Annotated in this window: 14 protein-coding genes and 4 pseudogenes; 5 read left to right on the top strand and 13 right to left on the bottom strand. The window is 53.7% G+C overall.

Annotation, left to right across the window (positions count from 1 at the left end):
* Window positions 1-75: 75 nt before the first annotated feature.
* From RY831_RS31130 to RY831_RS31155, 6 genes and pseudogenes are all read right to left on the bottom strand, one after another.
* Window positions 76-749: pseudogene (locus RY831_RS31130) on the bottom strand (transposase); the annotation flags it as partial.
* A gap of 124 nt (window positions 750-873) precedes the next feature.
* Window positions 874-3,090: a hybrid sensor histidine kinase/response regulator gene (locus RY831_RS31135; RefSeq protein WP_326510198.1), complete on the bottom strand. Its 2,217-nt coding sequence runs from the start codon at window positions 3,088-3,090 to the stop codon at window positions 874-876.
* Window positions 3,091-3,307: 217 nt separating this feature from the next.
* On the bottom strand, window positions 3,308-3,901 hold the full coding sequence (locus RY831_RS31140) for a TetR/AcrR family transcriptional regulator (protein WP_326510199.1): 594 nt from the start codon (window positions 3,899-3,901) through the stop codon (window positions 3,308-3,310).
* 504 nt (window positions 3,902-4,405) lie between these two features.
* The gene (locus RY831_RS31145; RefSeq protein WP_326510200.1) at window positions 4,406-4,960 is read right to left on the bottom strand and encodes a universal stress protein; all 555 of its coding nucleotides are present in this window, start codon (window positions 4,958-4,960) and stop codon (window positions 4,406-4,408) included.
* Window positions 4,961-4,995: 35 nt separating this feature from the next.
* Window positions 4,996-7,677 carry a bifunctional acetate--CoA ligase family protein/GNAT family N-acetyltransferase gene (locus RY831_RS31150; RefSeq protein WP_326510201.1) on the bottom strand — a complete coding sequence of 894 codons (2,682 nt, stop codon included), beginning with the start codon at window positions 7,675-7,677 and terminating at the stop codon, window positions 4,996-4,998.
* Window positions 7,678-7,751: 74 nt separating this feature from the next.
* Entirely contained in the window at window positions 7,752-8,411 is a 660-nt protein-coding gene (locus RY831_RS31155; RefSeq protein ID WP_326510202.1) for a universal stress protein, read from the bottom strand.
* A gap of 87 nt (window positions 8,412-8,498) precedes the next feature.
* Between RY831_RS31155 and RY831_RS31160 the strand changes: the two genes are divergently transcribed.
* The 3 genes from RY831_RS31160 to RY831_RS31170 all read left to right on the top strand — a co-directional run bounded on the left by RY831_RS31160 (window position 8,499) and on the right by RY831_RS31170 (window position 10,487).
* Window positions 8,499-8,699: a hypothetical protein gene (locus tag RY831_RS31160; protein ID WP_326510203.1), complete on the top strand. Its 201-nt coding sequence runs from the start codon at window positions 8,499-8,501 to the stop codon at window positions 8,697-8,699.
* A gap of 201 nt (window positions 8,700-8,900) precedes the next feature.
* Window positions 8,901-9,350, top strand: a complete 450-nt coding sequence (locus RY831_RS31165; protein ID WP_326510204.1) for a pyridoxamine 5'-phosphate oxidase family protein — start codon at window positions 8,901-8,903, stop codon at window positions 9,348-9,350.
* Window positions 9,351-9,632: 282 nt separating this feature from the next.
* A complete protein-coding gene (locus tag RY831_RS31170) occupies window positions 9,633-10,487 on the top strand; it encodes a universal stress protein (RefSeq protein ID WP_326510205.1) in 855 nt (284 codons plus the stop codon).
* Between the two features lie 133 nt (window positions 10,488-10,620).
* Here RY831_RS31170 and RY831_RS31175 read toward each other — a convergent pair whose 3' ends face one another.
* From RY831_RS31175 to RY831_RS31195, 5 genes and pseudogenes are all read right to left on the bottom strand, one after another.
* A complete protein-coding gene (locus RY831_RS31175) occupies window positions 10,621-11,490 on the bottom strand; it encodes a DUF6920 family protein (protein WP_326510206.1) in 870 nt (289 codons plus the stop codon).
* Window positions 11,491-11,535: 45 nt separating this feature from the next.
* On the bottom strand, window positions 11,536-13,305 hold the full coding sequence (locus RY831_RS31180) for a cation-translocating P-type ATPase (protein ID WP_326510208.1): 1,770 nt from the start codon (window positions 13,303-13,305) through the stop codon (window positions 11,536-11,538).
* Between the two features lie 18 nt (window positions 13,306-13,323).
* A pseudogene (locus RY831_RS31185) lies at window positions 13,324-13,566 on the bottom strand (hypothetical protein); the annotation flags it as partial.
* Between the two features lie 31 nt (window positions 13,567-13,597).
* Complete coding sequence (locus RY831_RS31190; RefSeq protein ID WP_326510207.1) at window positions 13,598-14,338, bottom strand: P-type ATPase actuator domain-containing protein; 741 nt, start codon at window positions 14,336-14,338, stop codon at window positions 13,598-13,600.
* A gap of 136 nt (window positions 14,339-14,474) precedes the next feature.
* Window positions 14,475-16,244, bottom strand: coding sequence for a PHA/PHB synthase family protein (locus tag RY831_RS31195; protein ID WP_326510209.1), 1,770 nt, complete (start codon window positions 16,242-16,244; stop codon window positions 14,475-14,477).
* Between the two features lie 156 nt (window positions 16,245-16,400).
* Here RY831_RS31195 and RY831_RS31200 point away from each other — a divergent pair.
* Both RY831_RS31200 and fabI read left to right on the top strand, forming a co-directional pair.
* Window positions 16,401-16,790 (top strand): annotated as a pseudogene (locus RY831_RS31200) (MaoC/PaaZ C-terminal domain-containing protein); the annotation flags it as partial.
* Window positions 16,791-17,018: 228 nt separating this feature from the next.
* The gene (fabI, locus tag RY831_RS31205) at window positions 17,019-17,777 is read left to right on the top strand and encodes an enoyl-ACP reductase FabI (RefSeq protein ID WP_326510210.1); all 759 of its coding nucleotides are present in this window, start codon (window positions 17,019-17,021) and stop codon (window positions 17,775-17,777) included.
* Between the two features lie 84 nt (window positions 17,778-17,861).
* Here fabI and RY831_RS31210 read toward each other — a convergent pair whose 3' ends face one another.
* Together RY831_RS31210 and RY831_RS31215 are read right to left on the bottom strand one after the other, a co-directional pair.
* Window positions 17,862-18,152, bottom strand: a complete 291-nt coding sequence (locus RY831_RS31210; protein WP_326510211.1) for a chemotaxis protein CheW — start codon at window positions 18,150-18,152, stop codon at window positions 17,862-17,864.
* Window positions 18,126-18,740 (bottom strand): annotated as a pseudogene (locus RY831_RS31215) (putative bifunctional diguanylate cyclase/phosphodiesterase); the annotation flags it as partial. The gene RY831_RS31210 and the pseudogene RY831_RS31215, both read right to left, overlap by 27 nt.
* Window positions 18,741-18,793 lie beyond the last annotated feature (53 nt).

The raw sequence follows: 18,793 nt of genomic DNA on the forward strand, positions 1-18,793 counted from the left end.
AAATTGTCCAACAAAATCTCCACCGCCTTCCTCCCCACCTTCAGAGCTCAGCCCGTACACCAGATCCGACTATAGCTCGTGGTGTGATGCACGAAAGTCATAGCTCCAGACATGATGGCGGTGTTGTGGGCGCAGGCGCACGCAAGAACCATCGTTAAACCATAACCGCCCCTTGGGACGTTGCTTCTTCGGTACTTTGAGCCTCTCACGGCGCCAGATGCGCTGTACGCGGTCACGTCCGACCTGCCAGCCGCCCGACTGCAGCAAGGCGGTAATGCGTCGGTAGCCATAGCGGCCGTACTCGGCCGCCAAGGCAACGATGGCCTGGGTGAGTTCATCCTAATCAGCGCGCACCGTTGGCACATAGCGCTGCACGGCACGCGGCTGCCCCACTACATGGCAGGCACGGCGCTCTGAGACGGCAAAGCGCTCCTGCAGCATGCACACGGCACGACGGCGTCGCTCGGGGCTTGCCAGTTTCCCGACGCGACCTCCTTGAGCATGGCCTTCTCCAGTGACAGGTCAGCCACCAGTTTCTTCAGGCGGGCATTCTCGCGCTCGAGCTCTTTGAATCGCTTGGTCTGGTCATGTTGCAGACCGCCGTATTCTTTGCGCCAGCGGTAATAGCTCTGTTCGGAAATGCCGGCATCCTTGCAGGCTAATTGAGTGCTCTTGCCGCTGCCCATGGCCACTTCGATGAGGCGCAGCTTGGCGATGATTTGTTCGGGGGTAAAACTCTTGCGGGGCATCTTATGGTTCCTTTCCTGGGTTGAATTCTCTTTCAACCTGGACTGGAATCGGCCGGTCACGTCAACATCTAGACAATCGACATCGTTGCCAAGGCATTGATCATCGCAAGTGCGCTATAACTTTTTACTTGAATGCGGTAATCCACAACTCAGCTAAAGCGCCGTTGAATTTTTCCATGGTTAAGGGTTTGGTGAGGTGCATATCGAATCCGGATTCTAAAGATTTCTGAACATCGTCCTTTAATCCATATCCGGTTAGCGCAATCAATCTCATCTGATCGAGAGAAGGATTGTGGCGGATTTGAAGAGCGGTGTCGTAGCCATTCAAGATAGGCATTCCAATATCGATAAGTGCAATGTCAGGTTTAACCATACTGGCTATCTTTATCCCATTGGTTCCATTTGAAGCCTGAAACACCTGATGTCCATACTTCTCCAGCATGGCTGTGGTCATCTGCCGGGCGTCTTCATGGTCATCAATCAGTAAGACTTTACAACGGGGCATCTTTGTAAAGTTCAAGTTCTTTAGCTGACCAACATCTACATTTTGAATTCTGGGGAAACACACTATAAATTTACTGCCTTTGCCCGCGCCATCGCTTTCACAGCTGATAGTGCCATCATGCAACTCAATGAGTTGCCGTACCAGAGCCAGACCGACTCCCAGTCCGCCCCGTGCACGGTCCAGGGAAGAATCGCCTTGCACAAACACATCAAATACATTGGGCAGTAACTCTTCAGAGATGCCAATGCCTGAGTCTTGAACGGTTAATACGGCTTCATTATTTTTATATCGAAGGTCCACAAGAATGGCCCCTCCATGAGGAGTATACTTGACCGCGTTATCGAGCAGATTATTGAAGACTTGTTCGATGCGCGTTGAATCTGCATTCAAGTGAATCGGCTGATCGGATGAGAAGGAGACGCTATGCCCATTCGTGCGACCTGTTGTGTGGAAAGTTTGGATACAATTTCCAATAATTTCACTGAAATCAACAATTGTGCGATTCAGCAGCACTTTTCCGGATAACACGCGGCTTACATCCAATAGGTCACTAACGATATTATTTAGGTTGGCTCCCTGCCTCCTGATAATTTCGTGAGCTCTGCTGGTAAAAGTTTTGTCTTGACCATGCTCCATTACATCAATGGCGCTGGTAATAGCAGCGAGGGGATTGCGTAATTCATGTCCGAGCATGGCTAGGAACTGGTCTTTTGCGCGATTTTGATCATCCGCATATTTGCGTGCTTTTTTTTCATCAACCAAGAGGCGATTACGATCAGCTTCAACAATCAACCTGTGTGCCTTCTCCTGCTCTAGCACTTCGCTGGCGTGATTGATGGTTGCATATAGCTCGTTGATTTCTTTTATCCCTGATTCAGGAGTCAACTCGTTATGACTGCCCTGGCTAATAGATAGAGCGTCATCCACTACGCGATTAACGGATCTTAGGACTCGTCGTCCAATCAGTGTGCCGAGAATCGCAGCAACGACAATAGCTACTAGTAGGCCATATACGGCCAGGCGCCCTGCATTGAATACGGCCTCATCAATCTCCGCACTGGGAGCCCCCACAGCGATGACTAAATTAGACAATGAGGACGAGGTGATAACTGTGTAGACCTTGATGCCATCTCTTGATGTATGCTGAAGCACGCCTTGGTAATTGTTTTTAATAGCCTCGACCAGTTCGTACTTGCCCTGCTTTCCAACATAGTCTTGGGGTCTTTTGCTTCGTGCAATAGTGGTTCCATCTCGATCGACAACACCTGCAATCCAATTGGAAGGAATGTGACTTCCTGCAATGGCGCGATTAAAATACTCTTGAGGTATTGCCTGCGACAGAACATATTTATTGGAATTCATGGTGAACGGCATTTCCACCATAATCACATAGCGTTTTGCATTGTCGCCCCACATAAGATTAGAGACATGGGGAGTATCACTATTTTTGATCTGCTCAAAGCGTTCCAGATTTACTGCCCTTTTTGGAAGCGGGTCTCCATAGGAAATTCTGGTATTGATGAGCTGCTGCCCATCGGAAGCATAGAGAATGATCCAGCCGTCTGCAGACTGGCTGGCAATTTTTGCCTCTTCATGAAACTGCGCTAATAATCCTTGCTTCAGGGATGCGGAAGAACTTAGAACACGCAGGGAAGATTGGACGCCGTTAAGATCGCGGTCGACATTCAATGCGGCGATGCGTGCGACGTTATGGATATTGTTAAGCTCAGTATTCCGATGATCATCCCTCATCTCTTTGAAGGAGATCCCCACCAGCACAATGATGGGCAAGAGGATCGCAATAGCGAAAATGATCAAGTGAGCACGTAGTCGCATTTATTTGTCTTTAAATCGATTTTGGCTTTCGAAATATTCAAACCGAAATGAGCAATCCGTTGTTTGAATAACCTACTATCCGCCAAAAACGACGTAGACACCGTACCACCTTATCCAACCTTGTGAAAACTTTGCACGATTACACAGAGCACAAACGTCATTAGAAGCTGAGATTGGATAATTATGTCTAAATCATGAATGCAGATTCAATTCGCTCTCAAACCACTTGGTGTGGTGAAGTCGTTAAAAGGTCCTGTACTGCAGTCAAAACATCTTCGGACAACTCATGTCCATTCGTAGCGCGCGATATCGAAATAGCACCGACCATCGCGGCATAAATACCGGTAGCTTTCTTGAAACATTCGTCTTCTGGTCCTTCAAGCAGGCTTGCAATTTCGGTTATGACTTCTCTAGTGCCAATCAAGTATTGATCTCGTAATGTCGAACCCTGGGGTGCGCGGGCAGCATCAGTTGCTAACGCAACCGTTGGGCAACCGCTTCCTGGAATGTCTCGATGATAGGTCGACAAGTAACATCGCATGAAAGACTCGATAGTGCGGCGCCCGGTCTTGCCGTCCACCCATTGCTCGCGTACAGGAATAACCTGCTCGAATGCCGCACTGCATGCCATGGTCGCCAGTTGCTCTTTAGAGCTGAAATGCTTATAGAAAGCGCCATGCGTCATGCCGACAGCCGCCATAATTTCTTGGATGCTAACGGCGCTCACGCCTCTTTCTCGGAACAGGCTGGCAGCAGCTGACAGGATTTGTTTCCGATGTTCGTCAGCTTGTTGTCGAGTAGATTTGGGCATAATGAGTTATATCTTATAACCATAAGATAAATATGTATAGAGATTTCGCGTATCCCATAGTGCTGCTAGCAGATTTGACATTGAGTGTCCGCAAGGGCTCAGAGACGTATCTCCGTAGCTGCCATCGTCAGCCTCCATTGAGACACAAGATAGTTACCGGATTGCAAGGAAAAGATCAGTCTGGATCATCGTTAAGGTTTGATCTTGTTAGCAGCATTCCCTTACAACGAATGTCCTATAAAGTGAAGCTATATCAGTTCTGTGGCCCGTCGACCGTCTACTATGGGTCACGTTCAGGAAATAGTTGCCTAAAATTCAATGACTCGAATTGAGCAAGTAGCAGCCGTATGGAAGGGTGATCCGAGAACCCTAGTGTCGACGTCGTTAGAAAACATACATTTTTCGATATTTTGGAAAGAATTTCAAGCTCATATGGCGTTGAAGATGCCGGTGGCCTTCGATCGGAACGATTCCTGCGAGAGAAAGTACTAATCATGGGGGCGTTCAACGAAAGACCAGAACGGGAGCAGGTGAGTCTGCTAGCACGCGTTGAGTCTCGCTGCCCGGTAGAAGTTTGTTAATGCATCTTCGTCCGTGAGACGCAATGAAGATGACATTGCAGCCAAAGCGTTCCACTGCTGCGACGATCTCTCCTGCAGGATCTACTGAGCATGGCGTCGTTGTTTCACATTGCAAGCCTTGTTGTTGCGCCTCCTTAGCAAGACGCTGGACATGTTGTTTCGGAAGGCGCAGCGCATCCTGTTCATACTTTTTCTTGTAATTTGGAATTTCGGTCCCTTCGGTTGGACGCGGATATACGAAGGGATGAGCGACCGAAATTCCCACGATGCTTCCATTATTCGTCTTGGCCGCTTCAATCGCAGGTCCGAAGGTCTTTTCCGCCATTGGCGATCCATCGGTCGGAACGAGAATCGATTTGAACATGATTGTTTTCTCCTTATCTAAACGAAATAGAATCTCAACATTCCATGCCATCCAATTACAAAGGTATTTGCGGTCATGTTTATCGGCTTTGCCACGTTCCGATGCAACCGGCATTGTTTGCCGCGCCGTTGTGGCTAAGGTGGCTTGGCTTATTGCGGCTTCAATTCCAGCTTCATGATCATCGTTCCACCCTCTGTCGAGGGTGAGACTTCAAATCCAAGGTTGCTGGCCATATTAAGGATCCCATGGTTATAACTGAGCGCCTCGCCAACAATACGCTGCGTGCCCCGGTCAGAGCAGTATGCAATCAGTTTCTTCATCAGTGCGTAACCTAATCCTTGTCCTTTGAGATCGGAGCGAACAATCACCGCAAATTCTGCTTCCACGTTGTCAGGATCTGCAACGACTCGGGCAACACCAAGGGTTTCCCAAGCTCCGGTGTCAAGCCTGCGTGTGGCAATGAATGCCATCTCTCTGTCGTAGTCGATCTGTGTCAGCCGGGCCAGTTGCGATGGCGATAACTCACGCATGCGGATGAACATCCTGTAACGTACATCTTCTGGATCTAGGGCATTGAAGAAAGCCAGATGTGCGGCGCCGTCCTCGGGTCGGATCGGGCGCAACAACAGCTCAGCGCTTTGCCACTGAACCCATTCTTCGAGCTCCGCTGGATAGGGACGGATGGCTAGTTGCTCCAATCCATTGTCTTTTACCGGCTTGACGCAGATACGCGCATCTAGCGCAATCACGCCGTCAGCGTCTGCAAACAGCGGATTGATGTCGAGTTCCTGCAGCTCCGGCAGATCAATTACCATGTCGGATACCTGTACCAACGTGCGGCAAATCGCGTTAATATCAGCCGCACGCCGATTTCGATAGGCACCAAGGAGCCGTGCTATGCGTGTACGCGATATCAGCTCGCGCGCCAGCACACCGTTAAGCGGTGGCAACGCAATTGCACGATCGGCCGTTACTTCGACGGCAATGCCGCCTTGTCCAAACAAGATGACCGGTCCGAACACCGGGTCAGTTGCAACGCCTACAATGAGTTCCCGGCCTTCCGGCCGTCTTGCCATCGCTTGCACTGTGAAGCCTGCCAAGCGCGCATGTGGATATAGTTCGCGGAGCCGGGCATGCATCCTCTCAGCCGCCTCTGCCACCGCTTCTGCGCTTTCGAGGTCGAGCACGACGCCGCCTACATCGGACTTGTGTGTGATATCGGGAGACAGGATCTTCAAGGCAACCGGGAAGCCGACGTCTTGTGCTTCCCGGCCGGCAGCAGCAGGATCATTGACCGTGCGAGTTTCCACGATCGGGATGCCGTAAGCTGCCAGTACCTGCTTGGCCTCCCATTCCGAAAGCAATTCCCGGCCATCGGCAATGACTTGCTCGATAATGGCGCGCGCTCTTTTCTTGTCTTCAAGATGCGTTCTCGATATCGCAGACGGCACTTCCATCAACAGTTGCTGGTTCCTCCGATAGCGGACCATTTGCATGAAGGCACCAATTGCCTTTTCCGGGGTGTCGTAGGTCGGCACTCCGATGTCTGTGAAAATGCGCCGAGCAGCCGCTACAGAGTCGCCGCCCAACCAGCAAGCCAGCACATTGGGATAGGATTGCTTGATAATTGGTGCCAACGTGGTGGCAATGTCAAGGCTCGGTACGATCGCTGTGGGCGCGTGGATAAAAAGAGTTGCATCGACCTCTTTGTCAGCCAGCAGGATCTGTAGGGCCTGCGTATACCGCTCGGGCGGCGCGTCGCCGACGATATCGATCGGATTTGCCTTCGACCAATTGGATGGCAATACTGCGTGGAGACGGTCCAGGGTCGCAGCAGAAAGGCTCGCGAGCTTGCCGCCAGAGCAGACGAGGGTGTCGGTCGCCATTACGCCCGGACCACCGCCATTGGTCAAAATTGCCAGTCGCTCGCCGCTTAGTGGCCGCAGGCGGGCAAGAGTCTCGACCGCGTCGAACAATTCTTCGGTCGAGTACACGCGCAGCATGCCTGCGCGCCGGATCGCCGCGTCGTACACGTCGTCGGCACCAGCCAGTGCGCCGGTATGGGATGTCGCTGCCTTCGCCCCCTCAGCCACACGACCGGCCTTGATCACCAGCGTCGGCTTGCTGCGCGCGGCCGCACGCGCGGCTGACATAAATTTGCGTGCCGAACTTACCGCTTCGATATACAGCAGAATGGCTTGCGTATCGGGGTCACTTGCAAGGTAATCGATGACGTCGCCGAAGTCCACATCGACACTATCGCCAAGGGAAACAAATTTCGAAAATCCGATGTTGCGCGACCTAGCCCAGTCGAGCACGCCGGTAACCATGGCTCCGGACTGGGAAACGAAGGCGATTTTGCCAGGCAGAGCATTGATATGAGCAAAGCTGGCATTCAGGCCAATGCCGGGCACCAGCATGCCAACACAGTTGGGACCCAGGATACGCAGCAGGTAAGGCTTCGCCGCGGCCAGCATCAACTCTTTCATCGTCCGGCCGCGCCAGTCCCTGTGGGCCGACAAGCCAGCGGTGAGTACAATGACAGCTCGGGTCCCGCGCTCGCCGAGCTGGCTGATCAACCCCGGAACACTGGCAGGCGGCGTACAAATTACCGCCAGATCGGGAGCGCCGGGCAGAGATGCAATGTCCGGGTATGTCTTGAGCCCGCACAGCGTTTCATACTTTGGATTGACAGGATAGATATCCCCGTGAAAGCCGGCATGGACTACATTTTCCAGTACGGTAGTACCAACGCCGTGGGGCTTGTTGGACGCACCGATGATCGCGACCGATTTGGGATGAAACAGGTAATTTAGGTTACGAACCGTCATGTGCGCACCTCAGATAGGGAAATGTTGCCTGGCTGCCGGAACTCTGCACCGGTGCAACGCAACCGGTACCAAGCTCAATGTGAAATCAGTACGGGTACGGTCATCGATTGCAAAACAGTGTGCGTGGTTCCGCCAAGCAGAATTTCACTCAGGCGGGATCGGCCATAGCCCCCCATGACTATCAGGCCAGCGCCAAAGTCGGCCACATGGGACAGCAGCGCATTGGCGACGTCGATGTCCGGCGTGGTCTTCTGCTTGGAAACGTCAACGTTGATCCCATGGCGTACGAGGTAAGCAGCGATATCGGCCCCTGGTTCTTCGCCGTGCGCACGCAGCGATACCTCCGGATCGAAGATCACGACTTGCACCTGACGCGTTGCCCGCAGCAGGGGAAGGGCGCCATTGACTGCACGTGCGGCGGCCAGACTGCCATCCCAGGCGATCACGGCTCGCTCTCCGAAATTTGAATTGTCATCCACATACGGCACCACGAGTATCGGCCGCCCGCTGTTGAGCAGCGTGTACTCGGCAACATCACTGCGCTCACTGGTCACCGTTTCTGCAGGATCCGATTGGCCAACAATGACCAGATCGCTATAGCGTGCTTGCAGGGAAAGTGCCTCACCTGCTTCATCCTCGATAAGCCGCTTCTCAAAGGAACGGACGTTATTGCGGTCGGCAATTTGTTCATAGTCAGCTAGTGCTTTCTCCGCATGCTCTTTCATGTACGTCATGCACGCATCAAGTACCGGCGCTGCACCGGGAGCCATACCCCCTGAATACAGAACCGGTAGCAAGCCGGTTGGCGCTACGCCAATCAGATGCGCATCATTTTCCGCTGCTATGCGCGCAGCCAGTACGACACGCTGCCTGGTATGGCGGGATGCATTGATATGAACGGCTATCGTACGATATGGCATATCGATACTCCCATGATGTGGTTAAAGAAAACCGGAATCGAACAAATCTCCGGCACAGTCGGCGGTTTGATGGCCAGCATGAACGAACGGGCGAACTCATAGTAGAAGTGCCTGCTGAAAATTTGATTGATTCAGATCAAAGTGCCATGAGCGTTCCAGATGCGGATGACAGCTCCTCGCTGGGCCCGGATTTTTTGACTCAGGTCAAGGTAAGGGCGACATCATGCGTCGCATAGTGACATTGACGTGCCGGTGCGGGATGTGCTGACATCGGCAGCAATTGAATCCCTGGAGGATGCTGACATGAACAAATCAACCGAGCAGTTCGTACTGGACATCATCGATCACGGCAAGGATCTGACGCTTGCCACCGTAAGGCCCGATGGATATCCGCAGGCCACTACGGTCAGCTATGCGAACGATGGCATGGACATTTACGTTGGTATCGGCAAGGACAGTCAGAAGGCAAACAACCTGCGTTGTAATAATAAAGTTTCCCTGACGATCAACGCGCCATACAGAGACTGGAACGAGATCAAGGGACTATCTATCAGCGGCACCGCCGAATTCATCAATGAAACACAAGAGCTTCAACATGCTGCCGATTGCATGATCAAACGCTATCCGCAGCTGGTGGAATGGACCAGGTCAAACCAGACCAATGACGTACTGTTGTTGAAGATTCGTCCCCAGTACTTATCGGTACTTGACTATCAGAAGGGGTTCGGCCATACCGAGTTGCTGCAAATCTGATTTGCAGAATGTGTTGATGCACTGCTGGTTGCAGTCAAAGAACGTGTCCAGCAGCGGGATCGGAATGGCATCGGACAAGAAAGAGCCACGGTCGAGACGCCGTCCTTACAACCGTATAGCCAAACTCGGTTGCAGTCATCGGTTCGAGTCGTGTGCGGCGGAGCTACGACCTATCTGCCATTTCCACTTGCAGAGTCGAGAAAGTTGCAGGCTACCAGGCTGATCTTTTGGAACACCTTTGTTTCCTTGCCAGAGTGATTCTTACACCTTACGGAATATCCAATGCCCTATAAGACCATCGTCGTTCATGCCGATCATTCACGCCATATGGTACAGCGTGTACGTGCTGCCGCCCTGGCTGCGAATAATGTCGGTGCCCACATAGTTGGTGTTGCTGTCACAGGAATCTCTCAATATTTACGTCTGTCCGAGCGAGTCCGGCAGCAGGGCGGATACAATACAGACGCGTTCAATGAAGAAGTCAGCCGTCTGCAGAAGTCCGCAGAGTCGGCGCTGGCACGCTTTGAAGAAGCTGCCCGAGCGGCCGGGATCCATTCTTTCGAATGCAGGCTGGTAGCGGACGAGGAACTTGGCGGCTTGAGCTTACAGGCCCAATACAGCGACCTGACCATCCTTACCCAATTTGATCCGGATGAGCCGGCCAATCCCATGGCCGACGACCTGCCAGAGTATGTTGCAGTGTCCAGCGGACGGCCTGTGCTGGTGCTGCCGCATCACTATGAACCCAGAGTATTGGCCAACAGACCGTTGCTGGCATGGGACGGCAGCCTTGAAGTCACTCGGGCCGCGCACCATGCCCTGCCGCTGCTGGAACGGGCTGGCAAGGTCGACATACTGATCCTTAGTCATGGCAGAAGAAAGCTGCGGCAAAATGATGTGGCGGGAGTCGATGTCATTCAGTACTTCGCCCATCATGACATTGAAGCGAAAGTGATCCAGGAGCACTACAGTCACGGCGATATCGGCAGCGTGTTGCTCACATGTTGTAATACGGCGCACAGTGATTTTCTGGTCATGGGATGTTATGGCCATTCCCGTTTTCAGGAAATGCTGCGGGGTGGGGTAACACGCACCGTGCTTGAGCAAATGACGATTCCAGTGCTGATGGCGCACTGAATGCTCAGGAAACGCCGGCTGGTCGCCAGGCCCGATGCCGGTAATCATCCCGGACACAAGTTAAAGGCCGCCCTGGCAAACGGCTTATGGCAGGGAACACGGCTATTTTCGCAAGGGCTGCCACTAATTTCATCTACTGGGCGAGCTCATAGACAATTTCGTCAATATGGCCGCGCCAGTAAGACTTGGGGCCGTCCGGTAGCAGCCACATCACTTCACCGTCGAGCGGTATCGACATCCCTAGGCGTTGTGTATAGTTCCAGAATCGCCCTTGCCATGGAGTCGGTATAACTTTTCCGCCCACCGCGCGGCCGCGTGCTTCGGCACGGACAGTATCGATCGATCCGGCCTCGGTAAAGGTCCACAGCATGGTCAGTTTGGCGTCGCCGTCTTCAAGCGTGGCTTTCGCTGATTTTTCATCCACGGCATCCCAGCGTACACCTTGGCTTGGCAACAGCGCAGTCGGATACCAGGCCGCTTCCGCAAAAAAGCGCATGAGTTCTCCTGCCGCCACATCGCTTTTGTCAAGCATGTCCGCAACGGTGAACAAGCCAAGCAGCGACGCGTGAAGAATGCCATCACCAGCCACGTATGCGTCATGCACATGCACGCTCAAACCCGGCATGATTTTAATACGTCCATCCCAGTCAAACCCCGGTCGTTGCGTAACTACTCTCTGGTCCGACGTGAACGGATACCATTTCTCACCGGACTCGCTCATGTTGAACGTGCCTTTGTGCTTGACATAGGCACCAGCCACGATGGGCTGGCCGTCTTTGAGGACCGTTCGAAAGAAACGTTGAACGGGTGGCGGCAGAGTGGTGAGGGTATTGAAGTCAACCGTCTCTGATGTCATCGGGCGGCGCGCCGCATCAAGGCGGGCACGTAGTTCATTGGTTTTCGCATGCCACTTCGTTTTCCCAATTCCTACGACGGTCACGGCAATGCCTGCAAAGATCAGCGACGCTGTCACTAGCGAAGCCGTTGAAGATGGGATTTTCATGATGGTAACAAGTGACTATGGCGTTGAGACACTCGACGGTAATATTTACTTGGAAAATGGCAGATTCACTGGTGCGAGCAAGTCAGCTGCTCTTGCGCGCAGTACCAGCTTGCGAAGTTCGCTGATCCATAATACCGTGCTGGCAACGGCGCCACAGAACAGCCATTGGTCCAGGCTAAGTGGCGCGGTATTGAATGCCACGTTGAGCACGCCGAGATGAACTACGCCGATCTGCAGCAGCAGCGACAAGCCTATCGCTCCCCATAGCCACTTATTGGCAAGCAAGTGATGGAATGCGCTGGTCGTGTCCGACCGGGCATTGAAGCAGTTGTAAAGCTGGGCAAGCACCAGCACCGTAAAACCGGCGGTGCGCGCATTGTCGAGATCCTGCGAGCCTTCGATCAAGCCACCCGGCAGATAGAAGTCGATCGTCAGCAGCGTGATAATGGCCATCACGATACCGGTCTGGAAGACACTTGCCCACATCGGTGCATCGATGATTCGGTCGGCCAGCCGGCGCGGCGGGCGTGCCATGACATCATCGGTTTCTGGATCAATGCCCATCGCCAGCGCAGGTCCTGAATCAGTCAGCAGGTTGATCCACAATATCTGGGTTGCCAGCAGCGGCAACACAATCCCACCTGCAGGATTGGTCAAACCGAGAACGCCTGCCAGAACCACACCGAAGAAGATGGTCAATACTTCACCGATGTTGGACGACAGCAGGTAGCGCAAGAACTTCCGGATATTGTCGAAGATATGCCGTCCTTCGCGCACGGCCCGAACAATTGTTGCGAAATTGTCATCTGCGAGAATCATTCGGGCTGCTTGCTTGGTCACTTCCGTGCCAGCGATACCCATCGCAATGCCAATGTCCGCGGACTTCAATGCGGGTGCATCGTTGACACCATCACCGGTCATGGCAACGATATTACCATCGGCCTGCAACGCAGCGACAATTCGCAATTTATGCTCGGGAGCGACCCGGGCGAACACCGATGTCGTTCTAACCGCATTGGAAAAGGCAATCTGGTCCATCCTTTCCAGTTCCAGGCCGGTCAATACCGGCACCGTGGTGGCGGTAATGCCGAGGTCTGCCGCGATACGCGCTGCGGTCCGCGGATGGTCACCAGTAATCATCAACACCCGAATTCCGGCATCCCGTGCTTCACGAATTGCCAGGGCAGCTTCTTCGCGCGCAGGGTCGATGATGCCGACCGTACCGGCATAAATCAGATCCTGTTCCAGCTCTTCGCTTGCCTGCTGGTCTTCGCCCGGTTTCAACGAACGGTAGGCGACTGCAAGGGTGCGCAAGGCCGCATCGGTGAGGCTATCGATGTCAGACCGGATGCGTTGCCGTCTGACGTCGTCGAGCAAAGCGGTGTCGGAGCCGATGCGAATCCTGCTGCACCGCTGAAGCAGTACGTCCGGCGCCCCCTTTGTCATGATGACAGTATTGTCATTGTCTTCATGATCGACCTGAAGGGTCGACATCAGCTTGCGTTCGGAGGTGAACGGGATTTCACCTATGCGTTCGAAACGCCGCTTGCGCCGTGCCGCAGCTCCGAGCTTTTCCTCCGCAACCAGAAATGCCGCCTCGGTCGGATCGCCCTGAATGTCCCATTGACCGCTGTCGTTTTTACGTAGATCGGCGTTGCTGGCCAGGCTACCGCCACAAAGAACAATAATATGTTCGGAGAGCAGCGGCCCTGGCCGGAGCCGTTCACCCTGGTGCAGGATCTCACCTTCCGGCACATATCCGGTGCCGGTGACATGGGTCGTCCCAGAGGCGGTGATAATGCGCTCGATCGTCATTTCAGCCCGAGTCAGCGTGCCTGTCTTGTCCGACGCAATTACCGTGGCCGACCCCAGCGCTTCCACGGAGGACAGCTTCTTTACGACTGCATTTTGCCGTGCCATCCGCTGTACACCCAAGGCGAGCACGATCGACAGGATTGCAGGAAGTCCTTCCGGCACTGCGGCCACGGCAAGAGACACGCCAAGCAAGAGGACTTCGACAATTTCCGCCATCCCGTGAACTGGGGTAATGAGCAGGACTGTCGCTACGACCAGCACGGCAATGAGCGAAACGACTGCACCGAGCGTCTTATGGCGTCTGAGACTCCACGGTACGGTCGAGCATACTGGCAATGGTGCCAATCTCCGTTACCATTCCGGTCGCAGTCACGATGGCCAGACCGTTGCCCTGAACAACAGTAGTGCCCTTGAAGACCATGTTCGCGCGTTCGGCAAGCGCGACTGGCGCACGCAGTATTGTCGTATCCTTGAGCACTGCTTCGCTTTCGCCGGTCAGCGACGATTCCTGCACGCGCAGTGCCGACGCCTGCACAAGACGTGCATCTGCGCCGACGATATCACCCTCACTCAAGGAGAGCAGGTCGCCAGGGACCAATTCGTGTGTTGGTATGCGGACTAACTTTCCATCCCGCAGCGCCGACGACATCGCTGCCGTCATGCTGGTCAGTGCGGCAACAGCGTTCTCTGCCTTTGCCTCCTGCACGTAGCTCAGGATGGCATTGAAGACAATGATCGCTGCAATGACGATTGCATCGACGGGTATGCCGGTGCGGCCTTCCATAAACCAGGCAATCAGTCCAATCGCAGCAGCGGCGCCAAGCAGGTAGACCAGCGGATCCTTAAAGTGCAGCAGGAATTGGCGCCAGGCAGGCGGGCGAGGCGCGCTACGTAGTGCATTGGGTCCGTCATCATGAAGCCTCCGTAATACTTCAGCTGAAGATAGCCCTGCATGAACATTTGTATCGAGGGCAGCAACGAGTCTGTCGCTGTCAAGTGCGTAGGGTGCGCCGATGCTTACGGTATGTTTCATCGTACGTTTCTATGGTTGATCTTGCCAATGCCGTGACGCCTAGAACGAAATAGCAAGCGATATGGGCAAGGCTGCCGCGCCGTGTAAAGTCTGTTTTACCGTTGCCGGCAGGATGGCATGGCGACCTTCGGGTCTTTTATCGCTGGAAGACATAAGTACCTGGTGCATCGCACATGCCAGGCGGCATGGAGGGCGGCGTTTGCCGCTTCGGCGACTGGCTTGATAACCAGCTTTCCCAGGCAGGCCACCATGAGCCTTCCTGCGATGGCGTCGTGCGATGCCAATCCTCAGGGTTGATATAAGGATCGGTGGGCATGTGCCGGGAAATCTGGTATTGCCGATTGGGATGACTCGGTGGCGAAACTACGCCGGCGTTATGACCGCCGCTGGTCAGGCAATAGGTGACTTCGGTGTCAGTGAGCAGATGGATCTTGTAAGTCGATCGCCACGGCGCGACATGGTCAGTGATGGTGCCCACTGAAAAGACCGGCACGCGAATATCTGACAGCGCGATCGGCTGCCCATTTACACTATAACGGCCCTCGGCCAAGTCGTTGTGAAGGAACAGATCACGCAGATACTGGATATGCATCCGGTAAGGCATGCGGGTAGTATCCATATTCCATGCCATCAGGTCCGTGACCTTTTCCGGCAGGCCGAGCAGGTAATGATTCAGGCGACGAGACCAGATAAGATCGTTGGAACGGAGCATCTGGAAAGCGCCGGCCATCTGGCGGCTATCGAGATATCCCTGCTCCCACATTAATGCTTCGAGCAATGCCACCTGGCTTTCATCGATAAACAGTGACAGCTCGCCCGGCTCCTTGAAATCTACTTGCGATGCAAATAACGTCATGCTCGCCAGGCGATGATCGCCGTCACGTGCCATCGTTGCTGCGGCAATTGACAGCAGGGTGCCGCCGAGGCAGTAACCGACTGCGTGGAGCGCGGGGGATTGCGTCGCCTTGCAGATGGCTTCGACGGCGTCCATAATGCCGAGCGTACGATAGTCATCCATGGTCAGATCACGATCTACGGCATCCGGATTCTTCCAGGAAATCATGAATACACTGTGACCTTGTTCCACCAGATAGCGTGCTAGTGAATTGTGCGGCGACAAGTCGAGAATGTAGAATTTCATGATCCATGCCGGCACGATCAGTACTGGAGTCGTATGGACGGTTGATGAAGTCGGCGCGTACTGAATCAGCTCAATCAACCGGTTTCGAAAGATTACCTTGCCTGGCGTGGCAGCAAGTGTCTCGCCGACCTTGAATGCATGATCGTGCGGTTTGGAAGCCAAGTCATGCAGCCAGTCGCTGGCAGCATTTGCGGCACCCCGAATGAAATTCTGGCCTTGGCTTCGGATTGCCTCATTGATCACTACGGGATTCTTACTGGCAAAGTTCGATGGCGACAGCATGTCGAGCAGCTGCCGTGCCGTAAAGGTCACAACATCCTCATGATGTTTCGATACGCCGCTGATTCCTGTTGTCGCACGATGCCACCATTGTTGGGACATCAGGAAGCCCTGATACATCACGTTGAAGGGCCACTGTTGCCATGCCGGATCGGCGAAACGCTTGTCCTGAGGCAGGGGAGCCACACAGGGTTCCATTGTGGTGCCCGTATGGCGCATTGCGTCATAGGCATATCCTTGCCACTTTGCCATTTTTTGCCAGCCATCGATCAGCAATTCATGTTGCTTTGACGGCGACAGCTGGAGGTGCGTGACCCAGTCGATATAGGCCATCCATAGGGCAATCGGCGATATTCCTCCAGTAAGCCTCCCAACCGCCGCCATCAAAATGCGATCCAAATCCTTGGTGCCATCGTCAAGCGGATGGTGCTCCCGATAAGGGATACCAAGCCACCCACTGGCGAGCCGTTCAGGGTGGGGAAGCATGTTCAAGGGGACGTGATCCATTTTGCCTAGGTCTCTGGAAGGCTGAAGTGGCGAAGATAAACAAACGTTTGCCAAAAAAAACTGATTTGGATCAAGTACATAAGGAATGACGAAAATTATCCTGTCGCCTCATTTAACAAATGTCAGGACGCCTGCATGAATGCCCGAATAGTCGAAAACCGCACGTTCGATGAAATTGCAATCGGAGACAACGCACAACTCGTTCGGACACTCTTGCCTGAGGATATTGAGTTGTTTGCCGCAGTATCTGGCGACGTCAATCCGGCACATCTTGACCCGGTCTATGCGGCAGGCAATCGCTTCCACAAGGTGGTCGGCCACGGCATGTGGGCAGGCGCCTTGATTTCCGCAGTACTGGGAACGAAACTCCCGGGTGCTGGCACGATTTATCTCGGACAGGATTTACGTTTCAAGCGTCCGGTCGGGATTGGTGACACAATTACCGTCACTGTGACGGCTAAAGAGAAAGACCCGGTCCGCAAGGCAATTTATTTTAATTGCCGCTGTACCAATCAACAAGGCGAAGACGTTGTCACTGGCACGGCAGAAGTGCTTGCGCCAACAGAGAAGCTCCGGCAGCCTGTCATCGAGGTGCCAGAAGTATCGGTCTCACACCGCCGGCGTTATCGGGAGCGGCTTGATGCGGGGAGCACGTCTTCGTCATCCGAAGAAGGTCACACGTCGACAGAGCATCCGGTGCGACCGGTTTCGGCTGTGCAGCTTGTTGAGGGGGCGGTTACAGCACCGTTTAGCTTGCGTGGTCGACGCGGGCTGATACTCGGAATTGCCAATGAACATTCTATTGCCTATGGCTGTGCTCGCGCCTTCCAGGCGGCAGGTGCCGAACTGGCAGTGACTTACGTAAACGACAAGGCTAAGCCGTTTGTTGTACCGCTGGCAGACGAGCTGGCATGTTCCATCACTGCTCCCTGTGATGTGCGGATTCCCGGCCAACTCGAAGCACTGTTCCAGCGTATTGAACAGGAATGGGGCAGGCTGGACTTCGTGTTGCACTCGATTGCCTATGCACCGAAGGAGGACTTGCATGGCCGCGTTACGGATTGTTCATCGGCAGGTTTTGCGATGGCGATGGATGTGTCATGCCACTCCTTCATCCGTATTGCGCGACTGGCTGAACCGTTAATGCGTCAGGGGGGATGCTTGTTGACGGTAAGTTTCTATGGATCGGAGCGGGTCGTCGAGCACTACAATATGATGGGGCCTGTCAAGGCGGCACTTGAAAGCACGACGCGCTACTTGGCAGCCGAACTCGGGCCACAGGATATTCGCGTGCATGCAATCTCTCCCGGACCGATGCGTACGCGAGCAGCCAGTGGACTTGACCGTTTTGACGAATTGCTGGAGCGAGCGGCCGCTCAGGCTCCACAGAAGCGACTGGCAAGCATCGATGACGTTGGTGCACTGGCTGCATACTTGGTCGGAGACGGCGCAAAAGCGCTAACTGGCACAGTGATACCAGTGGACGGGGGACAGCATGTGATGTCCGGTTGATCTCCAACAATGTGCATTAAGTTTAGCGATTTGGCGAGGCGTGAATAGGACACGTTCCAATTAGCAGGCGGTATTGGGAAGGCCTTATCGATCGATGGATAGTAGCGGTGTGAAAAATCGTTCAACATCTAGAAGTAACACGCGTCCGCATTCAGCTTTGAATATTCCATGGATCAGGTTTCTAGGATCAATTTCCGTTTCACTCATCACCTCGACGGCTCGTGCTGGTAATTTGACTATCCCTTTGACTTCATCAACGATGACGGCAACATAAAACCGTTGCAATCTCAATATCAACATCGGACGTGATTGATTACCATGGCCATCCGGTTGGCAGTGATCTTCGACGCCTTCAGCAACAACATCAAGCTTCAAGCTATGCACCAATGCCACCACTGCCTTGACGATCATTGCATCATCATTGTCTGTTACGACATCCCGTACAAACGAGCGATCAATCTTCAATGTATCGATAGGGAACTGCTTGAGGTAGCTCAGGCTCGAGTAGCAGGTACCAAAGTCATCGATTGCCAAGTGGATGCCCATGTCACTTAGTTGACGCAGTGTCTTCGCAGTCTTTTCCGCATTCTCCATCACAGCGCTCTCGGTGATTTCCAGTCCCAAAGAGCTAGCGGGGCATCCCGTGCTTTCCAGAACCTGCGAAATATGCGTGACCAGATCGCAATGCTGAAACTGGCGTGCGGACAGATTCACGTGCACTGGGATGTCTGGTAGACCTGCGTGACACTACGATTGTTGCTGAGCGCATGCGGTATGCAGAATCCGATCACCAATAGATACGATCAGGCCGGTATCTTCGGCAATTGGAATGAATTCGTTTGGCGGCACCATCGGTTGTCCTTGCGGCTGCCAGCGTATAAGCGCTTCCACGCCGATCAATCGGCCGGACTTCATGCAGATCTGCGGCTGGTAGTAGTGACCTGACCGGTTTTTTCGGACCAAGCTAGTTTGGGATAGCTCCGGTCGATAAAGTTGTTACTTTCTTGCAGAACGCT

It is taken from the genome of Noviherbaspirillum album (genome assembly GCF_035916955.1).
Taxonomy (GTDB): Bacteria; Pseudomonadota; Gammaproteobacteria; order Burkholderiales; family Burkholderiaceae_D; genus Noviherbaspirillum; species Noviherbaspirillum album.

What these genes read in the sequence shown, in the direction of transcription:
- RY831_RS31135 (WP_326510198.1), bottom strand. Translation starts at nt 3,090, where the DNA reads ATGCGACTACGTGCTCACTTGATCATTTTCGCTATTGCGATCCTCTTG.
- RY831_RS31175 (WP_326510206.1), bottom strand. Translation starts at nt 11,490, where the DNA reads ATGAAAATCCCATCTTCAACGGCTTCGCTAGTGACAGCGTCGCTGATC.
- RY831_RS31165 (WP_326510204.1), top strand. Translation starts at nt 8,901, where the DNA reads ATGAACAAATCAACCGAGCAGTTCGTACTGGACATCATCGATCACGGC.
- RY831_RS31145 (WP_326510200.1), bottom strand. Translation starts at nt 4,960, where the DNA reads ATGCCGGTTGCATCGGAACGTGGCAAAGCCGATAAACATGACCGCAAA.
- RY831_RS31150 (WP_326510201.1), bottom strand. Translation starts at nt 7,677, where the DNA reads ATGACGGTTCGTAACCTAAATTACCTGTTTCATCCCAAATCGGTCGCG.
- RY831_RS31195 (WP_326510209.1), bottom strand. Translation starts at nt 16,244, where the DNA reads ATGCTTCCCCACCCTGAACGGCTCGCCAGTGGGTGGCTTGGTATCCCT.
- RY831_RS31160 (WP_326510203.1), top strand. Translation starts at nt 8,499, where the DNA reads ATGCGCATCATTTTCCGCTGCTATGCGCGCAGCCAGTACGACACGCTG.
- RY831_RS31140 (WP_326510199.1), bottom strand. Translation starts at nt 3,901, where the DNA reads ATGCCCAAATCTACTCGACAACAAGCTGACGAACATCGGAAACAAATC.
- RY831_RS31155 (WP_326510202.1), bottom strand. Translation starts at nt 8,411, where the DNA reads ATGACGTACATGAAAGAGCATGCGGAGAAAGCACTAGCTGACTATGAA.
- RY831_RS31170 (WP_326510205.1), top strand. Translation starts at nt 9,633, where the DNA reads ATGCCCTATAAGACCATCGTCGTTCATGCCGATCATTCACGCCATATG.
- RY831_RS31190 (WP_326510207.1), bottom strand. Translation starts at nt 14,338, where the DNA reads ATGAAACATACCGTAAGCATCGGCGCACCCTACGCACTTGACAGCGAC.
- RY831_RS31180 (WP_326510208.1), bottom strand. Translation starts at nt 13,305, where the DNA reads ATGACGATCGAGCGCATTATCACCGCCTCTGGGACGACCCATGTCACC.